The 20987-nt window shown below is 64.6% G+C and carries 15 protein-coding genes; 4 read left to right on the plus strand and 11 right to left on the minus strand.

Features of this window, described 5'->3' with window-relative positions; genetic code table 11:
* Positions 1 to 41: 41 nt before the first annotated feature.
* Together SX1_RS10595 and SX1_RS10600 are read left to right on the plus strand one after the other, a co-directional pair.
* Positions 42 to 2159, plus strand: a complete 2118-nt coding sequence (locus SX1_RS10595; protein ID WP_026149663.1) for an autotransporter assembly complex protein TamA — start codon at positions 42 to 44, stop codon at positions 2157 to 2159.
* A complete protein-coding gene (locus SX1_RS10600) occupies positions 2159 to 6376 on the plus strand; it encodes a translocation/assembly module TamB domain-containing protein (RefSeq protein ID WP_019052972.1) in 4218 nt (1405 codons plus the stop codon). Before SX1_RS10595 ends, SX1_RS10600 begins: the two co-directional genes overlap by 1 nt.
* Before the next feature lie 119 nt (positions 6377 to 6495).
* Here SX1_RS10600 and SX1_RS10605 read toward each other — a convergent pair whose 3' ends face one another.
* From SX1_RS10605 to dapA, 7 genes are all read right to left on the minus strand, one after another.
* Positions 6496 to 7284 carry a transglutaminase-like domain-containing protein gene (locus tag SX1_RS10605; RefSeq protein ID WP_019052973.1) on the minus strand — a complete coding sequence of 263 codons (789 nt, stop codon included), beginning with the start codon at positions 7282 to 7284 and terminating at the stop codon, positions 6496 to 6498.
* 315 nt (positions 7285 to 7599) lie between these two features.
* On the minus strand, positions 7600 to 8673 hold the full coding sequence (gene recA, locus SX1_RS10610) for a recombinase RecA (protein ID WP_026002329.1): 1074 nt from the start codon (positions 8671 to 8673) through the stop codon (positions 7600 to 7602).
* 99 nt (positions 8674 to 8772) lie between these two features.
* A complete protein-coding gene (locus tag SX1_RS10615; protein WP_017182830.1) occupies positions 8773 to 9129 on the minus strand; it encodes a response regulator in 357 nt (118 codons plus the stop codon).
* A gap of 96 nt (positions 9130 to 9225) precedes the next feature.
* Positions 9226 to 11655, minus strand: coding sequence for a hybrid sensor histidine kinase/response regulator (locus tag SX1_RS10620; RefSeq protein ID WP_019052974.1), 2430 nt, complete (start codon positions 11653 to 11655; stop codon positions 9226 to 9228).
* A gap of 47 nt (positions 11656 to 11702) precedes the next feature.
* Positions 11703 to 12299 (minus strand): DUF2062 domain-containing protein, encoded by a 597-nt coding sequence (locus SX1_RS10625; protein WP_017182832.1) that lies wholly within the window; start codon positions 12297 to 12299, stop codon positions 11703 to 11705.
* Between the two features lie 3 nt (positions 12300 to 12302).
* A complete protein-coding gene (smpB, locus tag SX1_RS10630; protein WP_017182833.1) occupies positions 12303 to 12785 on the minus strand; it encodes an SsrA-binding protein SmpB in 483 nt (160 codons plus the stop codon).
* 107 nt (positions 12786 to 12892) lie between these two features.
* Positions 12893 to 13771: a 4-hydroxy-tetrahydrodipicolinate synthase gene (gene dapA, locus SX1_RS10635; protein ID WP_017182834.1), complete on the minus strand. Its 879-nt coding sequence runs from the start codon at positions 13769 to 13771 to the stop codon at positions 12893 to 12895.
* Positions 13772 to 13870: 99 nt separating this feature from the next.
* Here dapA and SX1_RS10640 point away from each other — a divergent pair, with 99 nt between their 5' ends.
* Positions 13871 to 15958 carry a lytic transglycosylase domain-containing protein gene (locus SX1_RS10640; protein ID WP_026149664.1) on the plus strand — a complete coding sequence of 696 codons (2088 nt, stop codon included), beginning with the start codon at positions 13871 to 13873 and terminating at the stop codon, positions 15956 to 15958.
* A gap of 81 nt (positions 15959 to 16039) precedes the next feature.
* Entirely contained in the window at positions 16040 to 16525 is a 486-nt protein-coding gene (greB, locus tag SX1_RS10645) for a transcription elongation factor GreB (protein WP_019052976.1), read from the plus strand.
* 116 nt (positions 16526 to 16641) lie between these two features.
* Here the strand turns inward: greB and SX1_RS10650 are convergent, their stop codons facing one another.
* From SX1_RS10650 to aspS, 4 genes are all read right to left on the minus strand, one after another.
* A complete protein-coding gene (locus SX1_RS10650) occupies positions 16642 to 16827 on the minus strand; it encodes a hypothetical protein (protein WP_017182837.1) in 186 nt (61 codons plus the stop codon).
* 74 nt (positions 16828 to 16901) lie between these two features.
* Positions 16902 to 18215 carry a methyl-accepting chemotaxis protein gene (locus SX1_RS10655; protein WP_019052978.1) on the minus strand — a complete coding sequence of 438 codons (1314 nt, stop codon included), beginning with the start codon at positions 18213 to 18215 and terminating at the stop codon, positions 16902 to 16904.
* Positions 18216 to 18298: 83 nt separating this feature from the next.
* A complete protein-coding gene (locus tag SX1_RS10660) occupies positions 18299 to 19090 on the minus strand; it encodes a polyphosphate kinase 2 family protein (RefSeq protein WP_019052979.1) in 792 nt (263 codons plus the stop codon).
* Positions 19091 to 19202: 112 nt separating this feature from the next.
* Positions 19203 to 20987, minus strand: a complete 1785-nt coding sequence (gene aspS, locus SX1_RS10665) for an aspartate--tRNA ligase (RefSeq protein WP_019052980.1) — start codon at positions 20985 to 20987, stop codon at positions 19203 to 19205.

Raw genomic sequence — 20987 nt, forward strand, 5'->3', positions numbered from 1 at the left:
GCCGCCTTCATGGCTGGCGACCAGAGGGGCGTGACGGACATATGATAATAAGACAGGCGCATCATGTCCGGCACATGTTGGGCCTTCTTATCGCGACCGCATCCCCCCTGCCGCTGCTGGCGCAGACGCCGCCGCCCGCCACCACGCCTTCCCTGCCCTATGATGCGACGCAGGCTGAAGAGCCGATCCTGCCGGACGACCAGTTCGAGGCGCGCCTGCCGCAGATGGAGGGAAGCGACCCTGCCAAGCCGCTGCCGTCGATCGACAGCTGGATCGACCAGCAAATGCCCTCGACCGGCGCGGCGGCGGAACTGCCGCCTGCCATCGAGCCGGCTGAGGAGCAGGAACTGGCGCAACCGCTGCCCCCGCTGGACAGCGTAACCGTGCCCGCCAACGTCGCGGCCGACAGCGACCCGAACGCAAAGCTGCCCGACGTCCGTTATGCCACCCGGATCGAGGGTTTTGGCAAGACGGGCCTTGAAGACGAATTTCGGGATGCATCCGCGCTGATCGACGGCGATGGCAAGGCAGAGACCGCCGCGATGGTGCAGGCACGGGCGCAGGAGGATGAGAAGCTGGCGGTACGGCTTTTCTATTCCGAAGGCTATTATGACGCGACCGCCCTCGCCAGCCTCGACCAGACCGGCGATGGCACGTTGACCGCCGTGATTTCCGTGACGCCGGGCAAGCGCTACAAGCTGGGCGAGATCATCGTGCAGGCCGGGCCGACCGTGCCGCCGGGGCTGGTGCGCGACAGTCTGCCGCTCAAGACCGGGGACTATATCGTCGCGACGACGGTCGAAGGCGCGGAGGCCAATGTCGCACTGCGGCTGCCCGAACAAGGCTATGCTTTCGCCAAGGTGGGGGAGCGCGACATATTGCTCGACCCCGCGACGGTGACGGGCGCCTATACCCTGCCCGTGGACACCGGGCCGCGCGGCACGTTCCGCAAGATTACCACCAGTGGCGACAAGCAGGCGTTCGGGGCCGATCATATCGAGGTGATCCGCCGCTACAAGCCGGGCGAGATCTATGACAGCCGCAAGGTCGATGATTTGCGCAAGGCGCTGGTCGCGACCGGCCTGTTTTCCAGCGTCGCGGTCGATCCCGTTCGCACCAACGAGGCAGGGCCGGACGGGACCGAATATGTCGACCTGCACGTCGAACAGGCTGCCGGGCCGCCGCGTACGCTGGCGGGCGAGGTGGGATATGGCACCGGGCAGGGTTTCCGCGCGGAAGGGACATGGACCCATCGCAACCTGTTCCCGCCCGAAGGCGCGCTGATCGCGGGCGTGGTCGCGGGCACGCAGGAACAGGGCGTGTCGGGCACGTTCCGCCGATCCAACGCGGGCAAGCGCGACAAGACGTTTCAGGCCGGTGCGCTGATCAACCATCAGAAATATGACGCCTATGAAGCCTTCACCGCCGGGCTGAACATCAGTTGGGCGCGGCAATCGACGCCGATCTTCCAGAAGCGCTGGACCTATACCTATGGCGCGGAAATCCTGCTGTCGAACGAACAGACGACGATCGATCCGGCGACTGGCCAGAACAAGCGGCTGACCTATTTCATCGGCGCGCTGCCGGTGCAGGTCGGCTATGACCGGTCCGACGATCTGCTCAACCCGACCAAGGGGTTCCGCGCCAGTGTGCGCGTGTCGCCCGAAGCGTCATTGCAGGGCAATGTTTCGCCCTATGTGCGCGGCACGTTCGACCTGACCGGCTATTACCCCGTGTCGGATTCGCTGGTCATCGCAGCGCGCACCCGGCTTGGCACGATCAGCGGCGTGTCGCGCGACGATGTCGCGCCATCGCGGCGCATCTATGCGGGCGGCGGCGGATCAGTGCGTGGCTATGGCTATCAGGAACTGGGGCCGAAAGATGTAAACAACGATCCCATCGGGGGCCGATCGGTCAATGAATTTGCGGTCGAGGGCCGGTATCGTTTCGGCAATTATGGCGCGGTGGCCTTTGTCGATGCAGGTCAGGTCTATAACAGCGCGATCCCGAAATTTTCCGACATGCGCTATGGCGTCGGCATCGGTGGGCGCTTCTACACCAATTTCGGTCCCTTCCGCGCCGACATTGCAATGCCGATCAACCGGCAGCCGGGCGAATCCAAATTCGCTGTCTATATCGGTATTGGGCAGGCCTTCTAATGACTCAGGATGACACCCCCGCCCAGACCGTCCCTAGCGAGGCCGTGATCGTGCGCGAAGGTCGCCCCTTGTGGCAGAAGATCGCGATCGGGGTCGTCGGCCTGGTCGTGGCGGTGATCGTGCTGGTGGCGGGCCTGCTGCTGGGCCTCAACACCCAGCCGGGCAAGCGATTCCTGATCCAGCAGATCGCGGCGCTGAAACTCGAATCGGGCATGGCCATCGAAGTCGGACGGATCGACGGGTCGATCTATAGCGACATGGTGATCCACGATCTTGTTCTGCGCGATCCCAAGGGCGTGTTCGCGGTGTCCCCGCGCGTGCATGTCGTGTGGAAGCCGTTTCGTTATGTGAACAACCATATTTCGGTCAGCCTGCTGGAGACCCCGCTGGTGGTGCTGGCGCGCAGCCCGCAGTTCAACGCCACCCCGACCGATCCCAATGCCCCTATCCTGCCGGATCTGGACATTGACGTCGACCGGCTGAAGATCGGCAAATTCGTGCTGGCGAAGCCCGTCATCGGCCAGAAGCGCGAAATCGCGATCGACGGCGTGACCCATATCGCCGACGGCCGCGCGATCCTGTCCGCCGACGCGATCGTCGACAGCGGCGACCGGTTGCAAGCGAAGCTGGACGCGGTTCCGGCGCAAAATCGGCTGGCCATGAGCGGCACGCTGACCGCGCCCAGGGGCGGTGTCATTGCCGCCATGTCGGGCCTGACCGACGGGATGACCGCGACGCTGGATGGCAAGGGGACATGGCAGGCCTGGAACGGGCGCATCGTTGCGACCAGTCCCAGGGGCGAGATCGCCAACATCGCCGTCGCCGCGCGTGATGGCGCGTTCTCCGCCAAGGGTCCGCTGCGCCCCGGCCTGGTCATGGCCGGCACGGTCGATCGCCTGACCGCGCCGCAGCTGGACGTCGACCTGTTTGCAGGCCTGAACGAACGGCGCGTCAACCTGAAGGCGACACTGCGGTCCCCTGCCCTGTCCGCCGATGCGCAGGGCGTGGTCGATCTGGGCACGAGCCGGTTCAGCGCGCTGAAGATCAATGCGGCGCTGCTGACCCCCGGCGCGATCATGGAGAAGGTAAAGGGTCGCGACGTGCGGGCCGCCATCATTCTGGACGGGCCGATCGCCACGCCGTTCATCGATTATGACATCAGCGCCAAATATCTGGCGTTCGACGCCACCGGCATCGAAAATCTGAAAGCCACCGGCCGCGCGGTGATCGACGCCGACCGCATCCGCATTCCGGTCAACGCCACCGCGAGCCGGGTGACCGGCCTTAACGCCGCGGCTGGCGGGTTGATGAACAATCTGCGGGTGAAGGGCGATTTCGCCTATGCCAGTGGCAGGTTGATCAGCGACAACCTCAAGATCGACAGTGACAAGATCGACGCGACCGCAATAGTCCTCGCCGATCTGGACAACGCCCTTTATCGCGGGGCGCTGAAAGGACGGGTCAATGACTACCGGATCGACGGCGTCGGCATCGTCAATCTGAACACCGATATAGAGCTGGTCCCCGGTCCCAAGGGCGGCTTTGGCCTGTCGGGCCGCTTTGGCGTGCGAACCGCGCGCTGGGACAATGCGTCGGTACGCGATTTCCTGGGCGGCAACGCCATCGCCACCGGGCGGATCGGCATGACGCCGGAGGGCAAGTTCACGCTCGCCGGGCTGAAGGGCGCGGCGCCCAATTTCACCATCCAGTCGGGTTCGGGCAGCTACGACACCAACGGCCAGATCGCGTTCGACGCCACCGCCGCCTCGCACCAATATGGGCCGCTGGCGCTGACCGTCCGCGGGACGATGGAGCGACCCCAGGCGGTGTTGCGCGCGGCACGGCCCAATGTCGGCGTGCAGCTGAATGATGTGGTCGCGAAGCTGAACGGAGAGGCCGCAGGCTATCGGCTCGAAGCGACCGGCGGATCGCCCTATGGCCCCTTCTTCGCCAATGTGCTGATCCGCACCGCCGCTGGCCCGTTGACGATCGACATCGCCAAGGCCCGCTTTGCCGGGGTCGATATGGCAGGCACGCTGCGGCAGAGCGCGGCCGGTCCCTTTGCAGGTCAGCTGAGCCTGAACGGGTCGGGCATTACAGGCGCGGTGCGGCTGGCGGCGGTCGGCGAGGCGCAGGGCGTGGATGTCAACGCCACCGCCAATAACGCCAAGCTGCCGGGCGACGCGGACGTGATCATCGGCCGCGCCATCGTCAACGCCTCCATGGTGCTGACCGACCAGCCCCGAATCCTGGCCGACGTGCAGATCGCCAACGCTGCCTATGGCGACTATGTGGTGCGCACGGCGCGCGCCAAGGTCGATTATCAGGGCGGGCGTGGCAAGGCGCAGCTCGTGGCCGATGGCTCCAGCGGCGTCCCCTTCTCGATCGCGGCCAATGCCGCGCTGCGCCCCGATCTTTATGCCGTGGCGTTACAGGGCAAGGCAGGCAATATTCCCTTCCGCCTCGCCAACCCCGCGATCATCCGTACGGAGGCGGGGGGTTATCGACTGGAGCCGGCCACGCTGATCCTGCCGCAGGGCAAGGTCGATCTGGCCGGACGGTCTGGCGACAGCACGGCCATGCAGATGCGGTTCAAGGATTTTGACCTGGCGATCATCAACATGGCCTCGCCGGGACTGGGTATTGGCGGCAAGGCGACCGGGACGATCGACTATGTGCAGACCGGCAATGCTTTCCCGACCGCGACCACGCGGCTCGCCATCGCCGATTTCCGGCGCTCCAGCCTGACCGCCGTGTCCGATCCCGTGTCGATGAGCATGGAGGGCAAGCTTTCCAGCGCGGGCGGCGACCTGCGCGGGCTGATCCGGCGCGGTTCGTCGACGCTGGGACGGTTCGTGGCGACGCTCGCCCCGCCCGGCCCCGGCAACAGCTGGAGCGAGCAGTTGCAGGCGGCGCCGCTGGGCGGTGGCATCCGCTATGCCGGACCGGCCGACATTCTCTTTTCCTTCGCGGGTCTTGCCGACCAGCAACTGACCGGCGGGCTGGCGGTAGCAGCCGATTTCAGCGGGCGACTGGCCGATCCGCGTATCAACGGCGTCGCCCGCGCCAATGCGCTGACCTATGAAAATGAGACGTTCGGCACGCGGGTCACCCAGATGAAGCTCGATGGCCGCTTCACGAACGACCGGCTGGAGTTGCGCGACTTTTCCGGTCGAGCAGGCGACGGCACGGTCCAGGCGTCCGGCACGGTGGGCCTTGCCGCCGACAGCGGGTTCCCGATGAATATCGCCATCAAACTCGACCGCGCCCGGCTGGCCCGAAGCGAAGCAATCACCAGCGTCGTCAGCGGCACGCTGGCCATCACCAACAGCGCGGCCAATGGCGGCCTGATCAAGGGCGACCTGAGCCTGCCCGAAACCCGCTACAGGGTTGCCTGGCAGGGTGGCACCGAGATTCGCCAGTTGCAGGGCGTGCGGCGCAAGGGCGAAGGCGCGGACATTCTGGACCAGCGCCAGGCCGCGCGTCAGGCGGCGGCGAAGCCCGCTGACTGGAAGCTCGACATCCGGGTGCGGGCCGACAATGAAATCTATGTCACCGGCATGGGGCTGGATTCGGAATGGAAGACAGCGATGCGGGTGACCGGCACTACCGCCAACCCGCGGGTTGTCGGCAAGCTGGAAGTGCTGCGCGGACGCTATAGTTTTTCGGGCAAACAGTTCGACCTGGAACAGGGGCTCATCACCTTTAACGGACCGATGCTGAACCCGGTGCTGGCGATCAAGGCGCAGACGCGGATCGACACGGTGACGGCGGGCATACAGGTGACCGGATCGGCGCAGCAGCCCGACATCGCGTTCATTTCCAATCCCACCCTGCCGCAGGACGAAATCCTGTCGCGCATATTGTTCGGCGACAATGTCGCCAACCTGTCTGCGATGCAGGCGGTGCAGCTGGCGGCGGCGCTCAACGGCCTGCGCGGCGGCAGCGGCGGGTTGAACCCGATGGGCAAGTTGCAGGGCGCGTCGGGAATCGACCGCATCGGCATTGTCGGCGGCGATGAAACGACCGGGCGCGGCACGAGCCTGGCGGTGGGGCAGCATATCTCCAACAATGTCTATGTGGAGGTGATCACCGATTCCAAGGGCTTTACCGCCACCCAGCTGGAGATCGCACTGTCCAGGACGCTGAGCCTGTTGTCCAAGACCGGGACCAATGCCGGATCGTCCGCGAACCTGCGCTATTCCAAGGATTATTGATGGGAGCGCGGGCATCGCGCTCTTGAGATTGTCGGTTCGGGCCGAACCTGTCGAAGCCCTGTCCTTACATCAAGCAGGACGACACTTCGACAGGCGCAGGGCGAACTGGGATGGGCTGCCTAGCCCTCGTCCACGCGCGAGACGAGGATCGACTGGGCGTTCATCATGGCGTTGCCAAAGGCGGTCATGAAGGCAATGTCGGTGGCGTCGCGGCCGACCGCAATGCGGACCATGGTTTCGACCGGGGCGAGGCCGGTCGAAACGACGATGTGCCACGCGCCGTCGAGCCAGACTTCGACAACGGCATGGAAATCGGGCGGATCAAGATCGAGGGCATAGACCGAGACGAGCCGTGCCGGAATATCGCGGGAGCGGATCAGCGCGGCGGTCAGATGGGCATAGTCGCGACAGACACCCTGTTGGGCAACGAAGGTATCGGCAGCGGTGGTCGTGCCGTCGGAACTGCCGGGCACATAGATGAGATTGTCATGCACCCAGTCGCGCAGCGCCGCGACCAGCGCGCCGCCCTCCAGATCGGGGAAATGGCCGCAGACGAAGCTGACAAAGCGGTCAGCCTCGCAATAGCGGCTGGGCCAGATGAAGGGCAGCACATCCTCCGGCAGGCTGGCCAGCGGGCTTTTGGCGAGGCTGACAAGGTCGATCGCGGGCCGGTCGACATCGACGGTGGCGCGGTAGGTGCTGAGCATCCGTCCGGTGCCGGTGCGGGTCCAGGTGCGCCGGCCAACGCCGCTGCCGCCCACCTTGTTGGTCAATGGCCCGGCATTGTTGATGATGTGGGACTGGCTGACGATTCGCTGATCCGGCAGCGCGGCGGCTTCCACCGCCAGCAGCACATCGGTCGGTTCGGCGAAGTCATAGTCCAGTATCGCCTCGATCGCGACGCGCATCAGGGGAGCCTTTCAAAAGCGGGAAGAAGACGCGGTAACGCGCCAGCCGCCATTAGGGTGCAGAGCATTGCGAGAGCGCAGGCAGGGCGCAAGTGCCAGATCCGCTGAACCGCTTAACTTCGCATATTTCCCGGCAAATCGGACGTTATCTTGCGCTGGCCCGATCCTATCGGAAAGTCGGCGTTGATGGAGCCGGACGGTAAAAGGCCCGCTGCGCAGGGGGTGCGCGGCGGGCCTTTTCAGTGCGTGAAGCGAGGGGCGGACGAGTTGCGCCAGAGATCGTTCCGGCTGATCGGGCCGGACGAGCATCTGCGCTTATTCGTCATCATCCTCCGCTTCGGGTCCGGCCATCAACGCTTCGGCAACCTCTTCGGTCTTGCCCCGGATCGCCTTTTCCAGACGATCCGCCATCTCAGGATGCGTTTTCAGAAATGTCTTGGCGTTTTCACGACCCTGGCCGATGCGGACAGAGTCGTAGGAGAACCAGGCGCCCGATTTCTCAACGATCCCGGCCTTGACGCCCAGATCGAGGATTTCGCCGATCTTGGAGATGCCTTCGCCATACATGATGTCGAATTCGACCTGCTTGAACGGCGGGGCAACCTTGTTCTTGACCACTTTTACGCGGGTCGCATTGCCGACAATATCTTCGCGATCCTTGATCTGGCCGGTGCGGCGAATGTCGAGGCGGACCGAGGCGTAGAATTTGAGCGCATTGCCGCCAGTCGTGGTTTCCGGATTGCCGTACATCACGCCGATCTTCATCCGCACCTGGTTGATGAAGATCACCATGCATTTGGAGCGCGAGATCGAGCCGGTCAGCTTGCGCAGCGCCTGGCTCATGAGGCGCGCCTGAAGGCCGACATGGCTGTCGCCCATTTCGCCTTCGATTTCCGCCCGCGGCACCAGCGCGGCGACCGAGTCGACCACCAGCACGTCGATGGCGTTGGAGCGCACCAGCGTATCGACGATTTCCAGCGCCTGTTCGCCCGTGTCGGGCTGCGACACGATCAGTTCGTCAATGTCGACGCCCAGTTTCTTGGCATAGCCCGGATCGAGCGCATGTTCCGCGTCCACAAAGGCGGCAGTGCCGCCATTCTTCTGCGCTTCGGCAATGGCGTGCAGCGCCAGCGTGGTTTTGCCCGAACTTTCCGGGCCGTAAATCTCGATAATCCGCCCCTTGGGCAGGCCGCCAATGCCAAGAGCGATGTCGAGGCCGAGCGAGCCGGTCGAGATGGCTTCAATCTCGATCTTTTCCCGGCTGCCCAGCTTCATCGCAGAGCCTTTGCCAAAGGCCCGGTCGATCTGGGCAAGCGCGGCGTCCAATGCTTTTTGTCTGTCCATAGTCCCGTTCTTCTTGGAATCGATGAGTGTGAGCATAGCGGACATCGGCCTAATCCCTGTCAAGCGGACTGCGTCGATTCTCTCGGCGCCTGGCGATGATGTATCCTGTTTGTTCTAATAGAACAAGAGGGGAACGGAAATTTCCTATTCGCCCAGTATTTTTCCCAACGCCCGCTCGACCGCGCCGATGGTGAAGGGCTTGGCAAGCGTGGGGCGGTCGGCGTGATGGGTCGGCAGATCGTCGGCCATGCCGCCCGTCGCAAAGACGAAGGGCACGCCTTTCTGGACCAATATGTCAGCGACGGGCCAGCTTTTCTCACCCTGCAAATTGCAGTCGAGCAGGGCCGCGTCAAAGCCGCCGTCGCGCGCATGGGCGCAGGCTTCGTCGACCGAAGCGGCGACCGCATGCAAGCGATAACCCAGCGCGTCGAGATAATCTTCCAGCATCATGCCGATCATCGCTTCATCCTCGACGATCAAAATGCTCTTGCCGTCCGACATGCCGTGGCGATCCCCTGTTGATACGCGCATGCGCTAACCCATCGGTGCGGGAATGGACAGGATAATTACCTTGATCAAGCACAACTTATTCGAGGGTCATTCCGCCACGGGTCGCGTCGCCAGTGCGTCCCGCGCCGCTTCGGCCAGTTGATTGACCGAGAAGGGCTTGGGGAGGAAAGCGACGTTGGCGATGTCGATCGACTTGCGCAATTGCTCCTCGGCATAGCCCGACATGAACAATACCGGCAGGTCGGGGAAAGCGCGACGCGCCTGCGCCACCATGGCGGGGCCGTCCATATTGGGCATCACCACGTCGGAGATCAAAAGGTCGATCGCGACATCGCCCGCCAACACCTCCAGCCCCTGTTCGCCGTCGCTGGCGGTCAGCACGGTATAGCCCTGCCGCACCAATGCCCGTTCCGCGACGGCACGGACCATATCCTCATCCTCCACCAGCAGGATGGTGCCGGTGCCCCATGTCTCGCTGCGCCTGACCGGCGGCTTGACCGGCGCGACGTCATTCGCATCGGACCCGGCATAGACAGGCAGGTAGATGACGAAGCTGGCACCGCGCCCCAGTTCGGATTCGGCAAAGATGTAGCCGCCCGACTGCTTGACGATGCCATAGACGGTGGACAGGCCAAGGCCCGTCCCCTTGCCCAGTTCCTTGGTGGTGAAGAACGGCTCGAAAATCTTGGCCAATATGTCGGGCGGGATGCCAAGCCCGGTGTCCGATACGCGCAGCGCGGTATAGTCCCCCGCCGGCAGGATCTGCTGGCGCATTTCGCGCACCTTGATCGCGGGCACGGCATAGGTCTGGATATTGAGCGTGCCGCCTTCGGGCATGGCATCGCGGGCATTGACCGCCAGATTGACGATCACCTGTTCCAGCTGGCCGGGATCGGCGCGCACCGCGCCCAGATTGCGCCCATGGCTGACGTCCAGCTTCACATTTTCGCCCAGCAGGCGCTTCAAAAGATTGGAGACGTCCGCCACGATGTCAGGCAGTTGCAGGATCTGGGGCCGCAGCGTCTGCTGGCGCGAAAAGGCGAGCAATTGCCGGGTCAGGCCAGCGGCGCGATTGCTGTTCGACTTGATCTGCTGAATGTCGTCATAGTCGCTGTCGCCGGGCGTATGGCGCATCAGCATCAGGTCGCAATGGCCGATGATCGCGGTCAGGATATTGTTGAAATCATGCGCGACGCCGCCCGCCAGCTGGCCGATCGCCTGCATCTTGGTCGCCTGCGCCACCTGCCGCTTGAGCTTGGATTCCTCGCTATTATCCTTGAGCGAGAGGAGCACCGCCGCCTCGCCCAGCCCGCGCACGCCAGCCAGGCTCAATGCGATCGGCTCGTCAGGCTGGTCCCGCATACGCACGGCTATGTCGCCCGACATTTGCGGCCCCACGGCAAAGCGCCGCACCGCGTCGGCCACCGCCGCCTGATCCTCCCGCACTACCAGATCGCCGGGATAGCTGGGCTTGTCGCCGGGTTTGAGGCCCGCGACCCGCGCAAAGGCATTATTGAGGAACAGCACCCGCCCGTCGCGGTCGGCCATGGCCAGGCCAAAGGGCAGCAGCGACAGCAGGGTTTCGATGTAGGAAAGCGCCGACGTGCCGCCGCCGCCCGCCGGTTCGTCGATCAGCAGCAGCAGCATCGGCCCGTCCTGCGCGCTGACCTGCGCCGCCATGCCGTTGCCCTGCGTCACCCGCTTCAACGGCACCTGTAGCAGGCGCAGCGGCAGGCCGCCCTGCTCTTCGCGCGCCAGGAACAGTCGCCCTTTGTCATCCACGCGCATATGGCCGGCGAAATCGCGCCCGGTGATATTGGCGTCGATCCGCCCGGCGGCGCGCAGCAGGAACGCGCCATTGGCGGCACGGATGCGGCCTTCGCCGCCGATCATCACCGCCATCACGCCCGCCTCGCCCAGCTGGCGGCCCGCTTCGCCGGTCAGGAAGCGGTTGACGTCGTCCAGCGCGCTGGGCTGGCGCACCGGGGCAAAGCGCCAGAGCAGATAATCCTCGGCCCGGCCGGTACGCACCACCTCCGCATCCAGCCGCAGCGCGCCTTGCGCGATCCCGCCGACCTTCGCCTCCCCATCGCGCCAGGCGGCACGGGCAGCGACCGACAGGCTTTCGGTGAGCGCCGGATCGCCGGTGATGCCCGGCGGGGTGGGATAACCGGCGAACCATTCGCCAAACAGGTCGCTGGCGCAAACCAGCCGCCCGGCGCGATCGGTAACGGCGATCGCCATGCTGGATGCGTCAGCGGCGGCGCGGGCGACCGTCCAGTCGGGGATCGCTTCCTTGTCGGAAAGTTGCGGCGGATAAAGGCGGCGATGCCAGGCCATGAGCGCCGCAATGGTGAGGACAGTGGCCGCAAATCCGCCGGTCAGCAGCCAATTGTCGATCGCATAGAAAATCAGCCCGGCCGAAAGCGCCGCCGCCAGCAGCAACAGCGGCAGGGCAAAACCCGATCGCGACTGGGTCAGCCACGCATCCCCATTGCTGTTCACCCGCGCGGCCATGGGCGGCCCTTCCCCTGCATCGACACTGTCAAACCCGCTTGCCCATCCTAGAGGACAGGAGCTGGTTTCTCCAATGCGCTGCTTTTATGGGCCTTGCCAATCCTCAATTTGCGCGCCTGCCATTTGCGGCCCATGCGATGACGCCAGACCCAGTCGGCAATGACATAGCCGATGGCGGCCGCAACGATCGAGATGATCGAGAGACCCAGCAGCAAGGCGGGCGCTGCTTCGGACACCAGCCAGGCGGCCCATTGGCCAATCGTGGCATGATGATCCACCAGCGTCATGAAGCCCGATGCGTCCGCGCTGCGGCCCAGCATCCAGTTGCCGATATAGACCGACAGCCACAGGATCAGCGGCGTGGTCGCGGGATTGGACAGGAAGGTCATGGCCGCCGCGACAGGAATATTGGCGCGGAAGGGCAGCGCCAGCAGCGCCGCGCCTGCAATCTGCACGCCAGGGATCAGCAGGAAGATGCCGACCAGCAGTCCCAGTGCCACGCCGCGGGGCACCGACCGGCGCGTGAAGCGCCACAGCGAGGGTTCCAGCACGCGGTGCGCGACGGGGGCGAGGAACCTGTTATGCTCCAGGCTTTCGCGCGTCGGCGCATTGGCGTGCCACCAGCGGCTGAGGCGGTTGTCCATGGCTCAGCCCTTGTCCCGCATGATGCGCTGCTGGTCGCGCTTCCAGTCGCGGTCCTTGATCGTTTCGCGCTTGTCGTGGTTCTGCTTGCCCTTGGCCAGCGCCAGTTCGATCTTTGCGCGGCCCTGGCTGTTGAAATAGACCATCAGTGGTACCAGCGTCATGCCCTGTCGCGACACGGCGCTGTGCATCTTGTGGATCTCCCGCTCGTGCAGCAGCAGCTTGCGGGGGCGTTTGGGTTCGTGATTCTGACGATTGCCGTGGCTATATTCGGGGATGTTGCTGTTCACCAGAAACACCTGATTACCCTTCACCTCGGCATAGCTTTCGGCGATCGACCCTTCGCCGCCGCGCAGCGCCTTCACCTCTGTCCCCTGCAGGGCGATGCCCGCTTCGAACACATCTTCGATGAAATAGTCAAAGCGCGCGCGCCGGTTTTCGGCGACGATCTTTTTCTTGTCGAAGGTAACGGGACGGGGGCGGGCCATTAATCTACTTTTTCATCCGTTCGGTTCGAGAATCCTGAGCCTGTCGAAGGGCGAGAACCCTCCCCGCGCAGTTCTCGACAAGCTCGAACCGAACGGAGATGGGCCTTCTATACCAGCCCCGCAATTTCCAGCGCGCGGTCGACCGCGGCCCGGCTGGATTCCGACGGCCAGGTGATTGGCAGGCGGACGTCGCCGGGCATGTCGGGCCGCACGCGCGTAAGGGCATATTTAACAGGCCCGGGTGAAGAATCGCTGAACAGGGCATCATGCAAGGGGTAAAGACGATCCTGCAACGCCAAGGCACCATCCCAGTCATGCGCGGCGCAGGCCGCCTGGAAATCGGCGGTAAGGCGCGGCGCGACATTGGCGGTGACGGAGATGCACCCCTTGCCACCCATGGCGTTGAATCCCAATGCGGTTTCGTCATTGCCCGAAAGCTGGCAGAAATCCGGGCGGCAGGCGAGACGCTGTGCGCTGACCCGCCCCAGATTCCCGGTGGCGTCCTTGATCCCCACGATCGTCTGAAATTCTTCCGACAGGCGGTGGATAACCGGCACGCCGATGTCGGTGATGGTGCGGCTGGGGACGTTGTAGAGGACGATCGGCAGCGAGCAGCGTTCGGCGAGATAGGCGAAATGCTGATAGACGCCGTCCTGATTGGGCTTGTTGTAATAGGGCGCGACCACCAGTGCGGCATCCGCCCCGGCCCCTTGCGCGGCATACATATGATCAAGCGCGATCCGCGTATCGTTGGAGCCGCAACCCGCGATCACGGGCACGCGCCCGGCGGCCTGATCGACGCAGATGGCGATGACGCGATTATGCTCCTCGACCGTCATGGTCGCGCTTTCGCCGGTGGTGCCGCAGGGGACGAGCGCGCTTGATCCTTCGGCGATCTGCCAGTCGACCAGCGCGCGAAACGCCGCCTCATCCACCGATCCGTCGCGAAACGGGGTCACCAGAGCCGGAATCGAGCCGGAAAACATGATTAAACTCCTTCAATTCTCCGGCCGGCCGGGGCATGATCAGTCAAGCGGCGCGCTATAGCGCGTCATTCAGGCGCTGATAAGGATGCATTTGCGATAATGTCCAGCATGGCGACGCCCCGAATGATTGAAAGTTACATTATCCGTATGCCCCTTGTTGCACTGTTGCTGTTTACCGCCGGCGCAAGCGCCCAGACCGAAGGCCCAGCCCCCGCGTCAGCGCCCGCCGACCCGCCCGGCGCCGTGGTCCAGCCGCTGCCCGCGCAGGATACGCCGGGGGCGCAATGGAACAGGGTGGCGTCCCGCGTCGGCATGGCCAGCGACGGCACGATCGGTGCGACGATCGACCAGTGGCGCGCGCTGCAGCAAAGCGACGGGCTGGGCTTTTCCACCTATGCAAGCTTCATCACCGCCAATCCGGGCTGGCCGGGTGAGGACAGGATGCGGCGGCTGGCCGAAACCGGCATCAATCCCGACAGCTACGATCCCCGGCAGGTCACAGCCTTCTTCGCCCGTTTCCCGCCGCGCACCGCGACCGGCCACGCCCGCAACGCCACCGCGCTGATGCAGATGGGGCGGATGGACGAAGCGCGGGTCGCCGCGCGCAATGCCTGGATCGGCGGCAGCCTGAGCGCTGCGGACGAAGCGCGATTGCTGTCCCTCTTCGGGTCCGGCCTGACGCCTGCCGATCACGACCTGCGCGCCGACATGCTGCTGTGGGCCAACGACACGGTCGGGGCGACGCGGATGCTGGCCTATGTCTCGCCGGGCAGGCGCGCCGTCTATCAGGCGCGCATCGCCTTCCGCCGCAAGTCGGCCGACGCTGCGATGCTGATGCAGGCCGCCGAACCAGTCGGCGCAAGCGATGCAGGCTTTGTCGCCGACAAGGCGTTGTGGCTGCGCGACAGCGGCAACTGGGTTGCGGCACGCCAATATCTCGCCAATCGCGGCCCGCTCAGCTACCGCCCGACCAACGTCGAGAAATTCTACGAAATATTGCTGGGACAGGCGCGCGCCGCGGCCAATGACAGCCAGTGGAGCTTTGCCTGGGGCATCGCCAGCAAGATTGACGACGCGGTGCCGCCGGGCGTCGACCTGTCCGACCAGCCGATCGGGGTACGGGACGATTATACCAGCCTGGCCTGGCTGGCCGGGACGACCGCCTTCTACAATCTCAATCGCCCGACCGACGCGGTGGCGATGTTCCGCCGCTATGCCGATGCGGCCAAATCGCCCCAGACCAGGTCGAAAGGCTATTATTGGGCCGGTCGCGCCGCGCTTCAGGCGGGCGACGCCGCCAGCGCCAACGGCTATTTCACACAGGCGGGCGTCTATCCCGACCAGTTTTACGGTCAGCTGGCGCTCGAACGGCTGGGCCGTCCGATCCCCGCGCCCGCCACGGTCGAGCGCCCGGTGCCGATTTCCGCCGCCGAACGCGCCGCGTTCGATCAGCGATCCGTCGTGCGCGCGGTCAAGGCGCTGGGACAGATGGGCTATTGGCAGGATCAGGGCAAATTCGCCCGCGCCATCGCCAACAATGCCGACAGCGACACCGATCATTATCTCGCGGCGGAACTGGCCGAAAAGATCGGCCGCACCGACATGAGCGTCATGGTCGGCCGTCGCGCCGTTTCCAGCGGCCTGACCGGCTATGGCGAAAGCGCCTTCCCGCGCGTGCCCGTGCCGCCCACGGCGCAATATAACTGGACCATGGTGCATGCCATCGCCCGGCAGGAAAGCCAGTTCGACAAGCAGATCGTCAGCCATGCAGGCGCGCGCGGGCTGATGCAGCTGATGCCCGGCACGGCGCGCGAACAGGCGGGCAAGCTGGGTCTTGGCTACAATCCCGCCTCGCTCAACGATCCCAGCTACAATATCATGCTGGGTTCGGGCTATTTCCAGCGGATGCTGGACTATTATGGCGGCAGCTATCCGCTGGCCGTCGCGGCCTATAATGCCGGGCCGGGCAATGTGAACAAATGGATCGCCGCCAATGGCGACCCGCGCCTGCCTGGTGCCGACATGCTTCGCTGGATCGAGCAGATCCCGATTTTCGAGACCCGCAACTATGTGCAGCGGGTGCTGGAAAATGCCGTCGTCTATGAAGCGATGAACCCGGAACGGGCGAAATTCCGCGGGACCAGCGCGGTGCTGAGCCGCTATCTGGGGAAACAGACGCCGGGTTGAGAGGCCTATCGCCGCCCCCTTCGCCCTGAGCGAAGCGCAAGGCTTCGACAAGGTCCGCCAGAATGGTTATGGGATGGAGGGATGACGACCCCCTATCCCAATTATATCTCGCCCGAAGGCTTCGCCAAATTGCGCGCGGAATATGACCATTTGCTCGGCGTCGAGCGCCCCGCCATCGTCGAAGTCGTGAGCTGGGCGGCGGGCAATGGCGACCGCAGCGAAAATGGCGACTATCTCTATGGTCGCAAGCGGATGCGCGAGATCGACTTTCAGCTGAAGCGCCTGTCCAAGAAGATGAAGGACGCCAAGGTCGTCGACGCCCGGCAGCAGGGCGACAAGAGCCGCGTCTATTTCGGCGCGACCGTCACCATCGCCGATGAGGATGACAATCACCGCATCGTCACGCTAGTCGGCAATGACGAAACCGACATCGAGGCTGGCCGGATCGGCTGGTCCTCCCCCATCGCCCGCGCCCTGCGCGGCGCGGCCATCGGCGACTTGCGCCGCGTGATGCTGCCGTCGGGCGAGAAGGAATATGAGGTGATGGCGATCCGCTATCCCGACTGAGCCGCGCTTGCGCGGTGCAAGGCGCGCGCCCGCCGCCCGATAGCAAGCCACCCATGGCGGGCGTCACGACAGGATGCCGCGCCGCCCGGTCATGGCGAACAGAAGCGAGACGGCCTCTAGTCGTGCGGGCGCAGCGAGCGGTTGAGGCTTTCGAGCACTTCAGCGATCGGTTCGGTCACGGTCACGCTGCGGCCTTCGCCAAAGCGGATGCGCGTGCCGTCATTGACCGACGAGACGAAGGTGACTTGCGACGCGTTGACAGCGGTTTCAGTGCGGTCAGTGCCCACGAACATGACGAGCATGGCTTCCTCTCCTTTTTATGGACGCACAGCCTATCGCCATTTGCGCGCGACGCCAGAGGGATTTCTACGGATCGTCAGGTCGCGCCGATCGCCATGATGAAGCCGCCCGCGCGCGCTTCCAGCCGATGAGCCTCCCCGGCCAGTCTTTGCGCCACCGACTGCATCGCGCGCGCACCCAGCACGGTCGCGTCCGCATTGCCGCTGATCGCCTGCGCGCCGGAGCGGATATGGTCGCTCGACGACCCCGCCTCCGCCACGCTTTCGGCAATGGCGCGGCTGAAAGCGGCCTGGCGGGCGACCGCGTCGAACAGCGAAGCTGACAGACGGTCGGCGCGGGCCATGGCCGCATCCATATGCATATGGCCCGCCGCCACATCAGCGACCGTCGCGCGGACATGCGCGATCCGCCCGGCGATGCCCGCCGCGGCATCGCGTGTCTGTTGGGCCAGCGACTTTACCTCGCGCGCGACCACGGCAAAGCCGTTGCCCGCATCACCCGCCCGCGCCGCCTCTATACTGGCATTGAGCGCCAGCATCGCCGTCGCGCCCGCGATGCTGTCGATCAGGGCGACGACTTCGCCGATATTCTCCGTCTCGCTCCGCAGCGCCTCGCCCTGCGCCATGCCTGCGCGGCTGCGCGCGGCGGCATCGCGCATCGCTGCGCCCGCATCGCGCGCCTCGCTCTCCATCGCCTGGAATATCTGACCCAGTTCGACGCCGCCCGCCGCGATGCTCGCCAGCCGATCGGCCGTCTGCGCCGCGGCGACCGCCATCGCCGCACTGTCCGCGCCATCGCCCGCCGCGCGCTCCGCCGCCTGCGTTGCGAGCGCCGACAACTGGTCGGCCATGGCCACCATGTCCGCGATCAGCAGCGCGACATCGCCCTGAAAGCCAGCACTTTCGCGCCGTATCTGCTCGACCCGTTCCGATCGCGCCAGCGCCACCTGCGCGTCGCGCTGCGCCGTCAGGCGTAGCAACAGGGTGCCGTCCAGTACGCCTGCATAGCGCCCGTCGTCCGTGACGATCAGCCCTTCGCACCCGGTCCCCTGCGCGGCATAGAGATCGACCAGCCGATCGAGGCCCGCACCCCGGTCCACAAGGGCGCAGGGGCGGACATGATCGTCCAGCCGCCCGCCGAAACTGGGGTTGCGCAGCAAGGCATGGCCGAAGGGGTTGAACAGGATGCGGCGCATGTCGCGCTCATAGATCGCGCCGACGGGCCGGTCGCGCGCGTCCAGCACCGGCAGCAGGCGCAGGGCGGAATCCCGCTGGAAGCAATCGACCGCCTCACTGAGCGGACGCCCCAGCCAGATAACCGGCTTGTCCTGCGCCAGGGGCAGGCTGACCAAGCCGGGCGCGTCCGGCGGGATTATGGGGGCATGAAACATGGCCAGAGCCTTAGCCGCCCAATGGTAACGAGCCGTTAGAATTTCATGACATTTTTGTTACAAGTAACTGTTTTCACTGAATTTTATACAGATTTGGCGGGGCGATAGCCAAAGGCGTCCTGCGCGAGCTTGACGACCGCCGGGTCCGCCGCCGGGAAATCCATCGGGACGAGCGCTTCCAGTCGTTCCGCCACATAGGTCAGCGCGGCGATGCGTCCGCTCTTGCGGTGATTATTGTCAATGACGTGCCATGGCGCATGTTTCGTGTCGGTCTTTTTGAACATGGCGTGCATCGCATCCAGATAGTCCGCGCGCCTGGCCCGGTTGCGATAGTCGTCCGCGCCGGTTTTCCAGCGCTTCCACGGGATGTCCAGCCGCTCGGCCAACTGCTTGTCCTGCGTGTCCTGGGTGATGTGGACGAAGAGTTTGACGATATTCATGCCAGCGTCGATCTGCTGCTTTTCGAACGCGTTGATTTCGTCATAGCCGCGCTTCCAGTCGGCCTTGCTGCAAAATCCCTCGACCCGCTCCACCAGCACCCGGCCATACCAGCTACGGTCAAAGACCGCGATGTTGCCGCTGGCGGGCAGGCGCGTCCAGAAGCGCCAGAGGAAATGATGATCGCGCTCCACCTCATTGGGCGCGGCGATGGGATGAACCTGATAGTAGCGCGGATCCCAGTCGGCCGACATCCGCTTGATGATGCCGCCCTTGCCCGCTGCGTCCCAGCCCTCCAGCAGGATGACGCTGCGGCGCTTGTGCAGGATATGGGCGACCTGAATCTTAGCGAGGCGTTGCTGGAGCGCAGCCAGCGCCGCATCATAATCGCCGTCATATTTCGGCGCGTCTTCGTAGGTCGCGAGGTCGATGGTCATGGGCAGCTATCCTCAATCGTCATGCCGGACCTGATCCAGCATCCAGGGCGACAGGGACAGTGTCCGACACCCTGGATGCTGAAGCAAGTTCAGCATGACGAAAAAGGAAAACTCAACCCTTCGCCTGTGGCTCCACGACGCGCACATGCAGTTCGCGCAGCTGCTTGAATTCGGCGGCGCTGGGTGCGCCCATCAGCAGGTCTTCCGCCTTCTGGTTCATCGGGAAGAGCGTGATTTCGCGCAGATTCTGCGCCCCGCACAGCAGCATCACGATGCGATCGACGCCCGCGGCCATGCCGCCATGGGGCGGCGCGCCATATTGGAAGGCGCGATAGAGGCCGCCAAAGCGATCCTCCACATCCTGCTGGGACAGGCCGACCAGTTCGAACGCCTTGACCATCAGTTCGGGCGACTGGTTGCGGATCGACCCCGACGCAATTTCGAACCCGTTGCAGACCATGTCATATTGATAGGCGTTGATCGTCAGCGGGTCTTGCGTGTTCAGCGCCTCCAGGCCGCCCTGCGGCATGGAGAAGGGGTTGTGCGCGAAATCGACCGACTTCGTATCCTCATCATATTCGTAGAAGGGGAAGTCGACGATCCAGCACAGGGCGAACCGATCCTTGTCGATGAGGTCCAGCGTTTCGCCCACGCGGGTGCGGGCAAGGCCTGCCAGCTTGGCGGCCTGCGCTTCCTTGCCAGCGGCGAAGAACACGCCGTCATTATCACCAAGACCCAGCGCCGCGATCAGCTTTGCGGTCGCTTCCTCGCCATGATTTTTGGCGATCGGGCCGCCAGGCACGCCATCCTTGATGTTGATATAGCCAAGGCCCGAATAGCCCTCGCCCCGCGCCCAATTGTTCATTTCGTCGAAGAATTTGCGGCTGCCCGCGCCAGCACCGGGTGCCGGGATCGCGCGAATCCGGGCGCCGCTTTCGACCAGCGACGCGAAGATGCCAAAGCCGGAGCCGACGAAATGGTCGGTCACATCGACGATTTCGATAGGGTTGCGCAGGTCCGGCTTGTCGCTGCCATATTTCAGCAGCGCTTCGGCATGCGGGATCCGCGGGAAGCTGCCGGCCGGGGTGACCGGCTTGCCGTCGGCAAATTGTTCGAACACCTGGGCGATCACCGGCTCCATCGTGTCCCACACTTCTTCCTGGGTCACGAAGCTCATTTCCAGGTCGAGCTGGTAGAATTCGCCCGGCAGCCGGTCAGCACGCGGGTCTTCGTCACGGAAGCAGGGGGCGATCTGGAAATAACGGTCGAAGCCTGCGACCATCAGCAACTGCTTATATTGCTGGGGCGCCTGCGGCAGGGCGTAGAATTTGCCGGGATGGATACGGCTGGGCACCAGAAAGTCGCGCGCGCCTTCCGGGCTGGACGCGGTCAGGATCGGCGTCGAATATTCGGTGAAGCCCGCGCCTTCCATCCGGCGGCGCATGTCCGAAATGATCTTCGTGCGCTTGACGATATTGGCGTGCAGCGTTTCGCGCCGCAGGTCGAGGAAGCGGTAGCGCAGGCGGATGTCTTCGGGATAGTCCTGCTCGCCCGCGACCGGCAGCGGCAGTTCGGCGGCAGTCGACAGGACGGTGACGGCATCGGCCACCACTTCGATCGTGCCGGTTTCCATCTTGGGATTGGTCGCTTCGGGACCGCGCGCCACGACCGTGCCGTCGATCGTCACCACTGATTCGAGACGCAGCCCCTCCAGCACGCGCAGCGCTTCGCTATCCGCCTTCGCCACCATCTGGGTGATGCCATAATGGTCGCGCAGGTCGACGAACAGCACGCCGCCATGGTCGCGCTTGCGATGCACCCAGCCGGACAGGCGCACGGCCGTGCCGACATCGGCTTCACGAAGGGCGCCGCAAGTATGGGTGCGATAGGCGTGCAT

This window comes from Sphingobium xenophagum NBRC 107872 (assembly GCF_000367345.1).
GTDB classification, from domain to species: domain Bacteria; phylum Pseudomonadota; class Alphaproteobacteria; order Sphingomonadales; family Sphingomonadaceae; genus Sphingobium; species Sphingobium xenophagum.

Bases quoted from the DNA above. Each gene is read 5' to 3' on its own strand.
- SX1_RS10595 (WP_026149663.1), top strand. From the start codon at position 42: ATGATAATAAGACAGGCGCATCATGTCCGGCACATGTTGGGCCTTCTT.
- SX1_RS10600 (WP_019052972.1), top strand. From the start codon at position 2,159: ATGACTCAGGATGACACCCCCGCCCAGACCGTCCCTAGCGAGGCCGTG.
- SX1_RS10605 (WP_019052973.1), bottom strand. From the start codon at position 7,284: ATGCGCGTCGCGATCGAGGCGATACTGGACTATGACTTCGCCGAACCG.
- recA (WP_026002329.1), bottom strand. From the start codon at position 8,673: ATGTCCGCTATGCTCACACTCATCGATTCCAAGAAGAACGGGACTATG.
- SX1_RS10615 (WP_017182830.1), bottom strand. From the start codon at position 9,129: ATGTCGGACGGCAAGAGCATTTTGATCGTCGAGGATGAAGCGATGATC.
- SX1_RS10620 (WP_019052974.1), bottom strand. From the start codon at position 11,655: ATGGCCGCGCGGGTGAACAGCAATGGGGATGCGTGGCTGACCCAGTCG.
- SX1_RS10625 (WP_017182832.1), bottom strand. From the start codon at position 12,299: ATGGACAACCGCCTCAGCCGCTGGTGGCACGCCAATGCGCCGACGCGC.
- smpB (WP_017182833.1), bottom strand. From the start codon at position 12,785: ATGGCCCGCCCCCGTCCCGTTACCTTCGACAAGAAAAAGATCGTCGCC.
- dapA (WP_017182834.1), bottom strand. From the start codon at position 13,771: ATGTTTTCCGGCTCGATTCCGGCTCTGGTGACCCCGTTTCGCGACGGA.
- SX1_RS10640 (WP_026149664.1), top strand. From the start codon at position 13,871: ATGTCCAGCATGGCGACGCCCCGAATGATTGAAAGTTACATTATCCGT.
- greB (WP_019052976.1), top strand. From the start codon at position 16,040: ATGACGACCCCCTATCCCAATTATATCTCGCCCGAAGGCTTCGCCAAA.
- SX1_RS10650 (WP_017182837.1), bottom strand. From the start codon at position 16,827: ATGCTCGTCATGTTCGTGGGCACTGACCGCACTGAAACCGCTGTCAAC.
- SX1_RS10655 (WP_019052978.1), bottom strand. From the start codon at position 18,215: ATGTTTCATGCCCCCATAATCCCGCCGGACGCGCCCGGCTTGGTCAGC.
- SX1_RS10660 (WP_019052979.1), bottom strand. From the start codon at position 19,090: ATGACCATCGACCTCGCGACCTACGAAGACGCGCCGAAATATGACGGC.
- aspS (WP_019052980.1), bottom strand. From the start codon at position 20,987: ATGCACGCCTATCGCACCCATACTTGCGGCGCCCTTCGTGAAGCCGAT.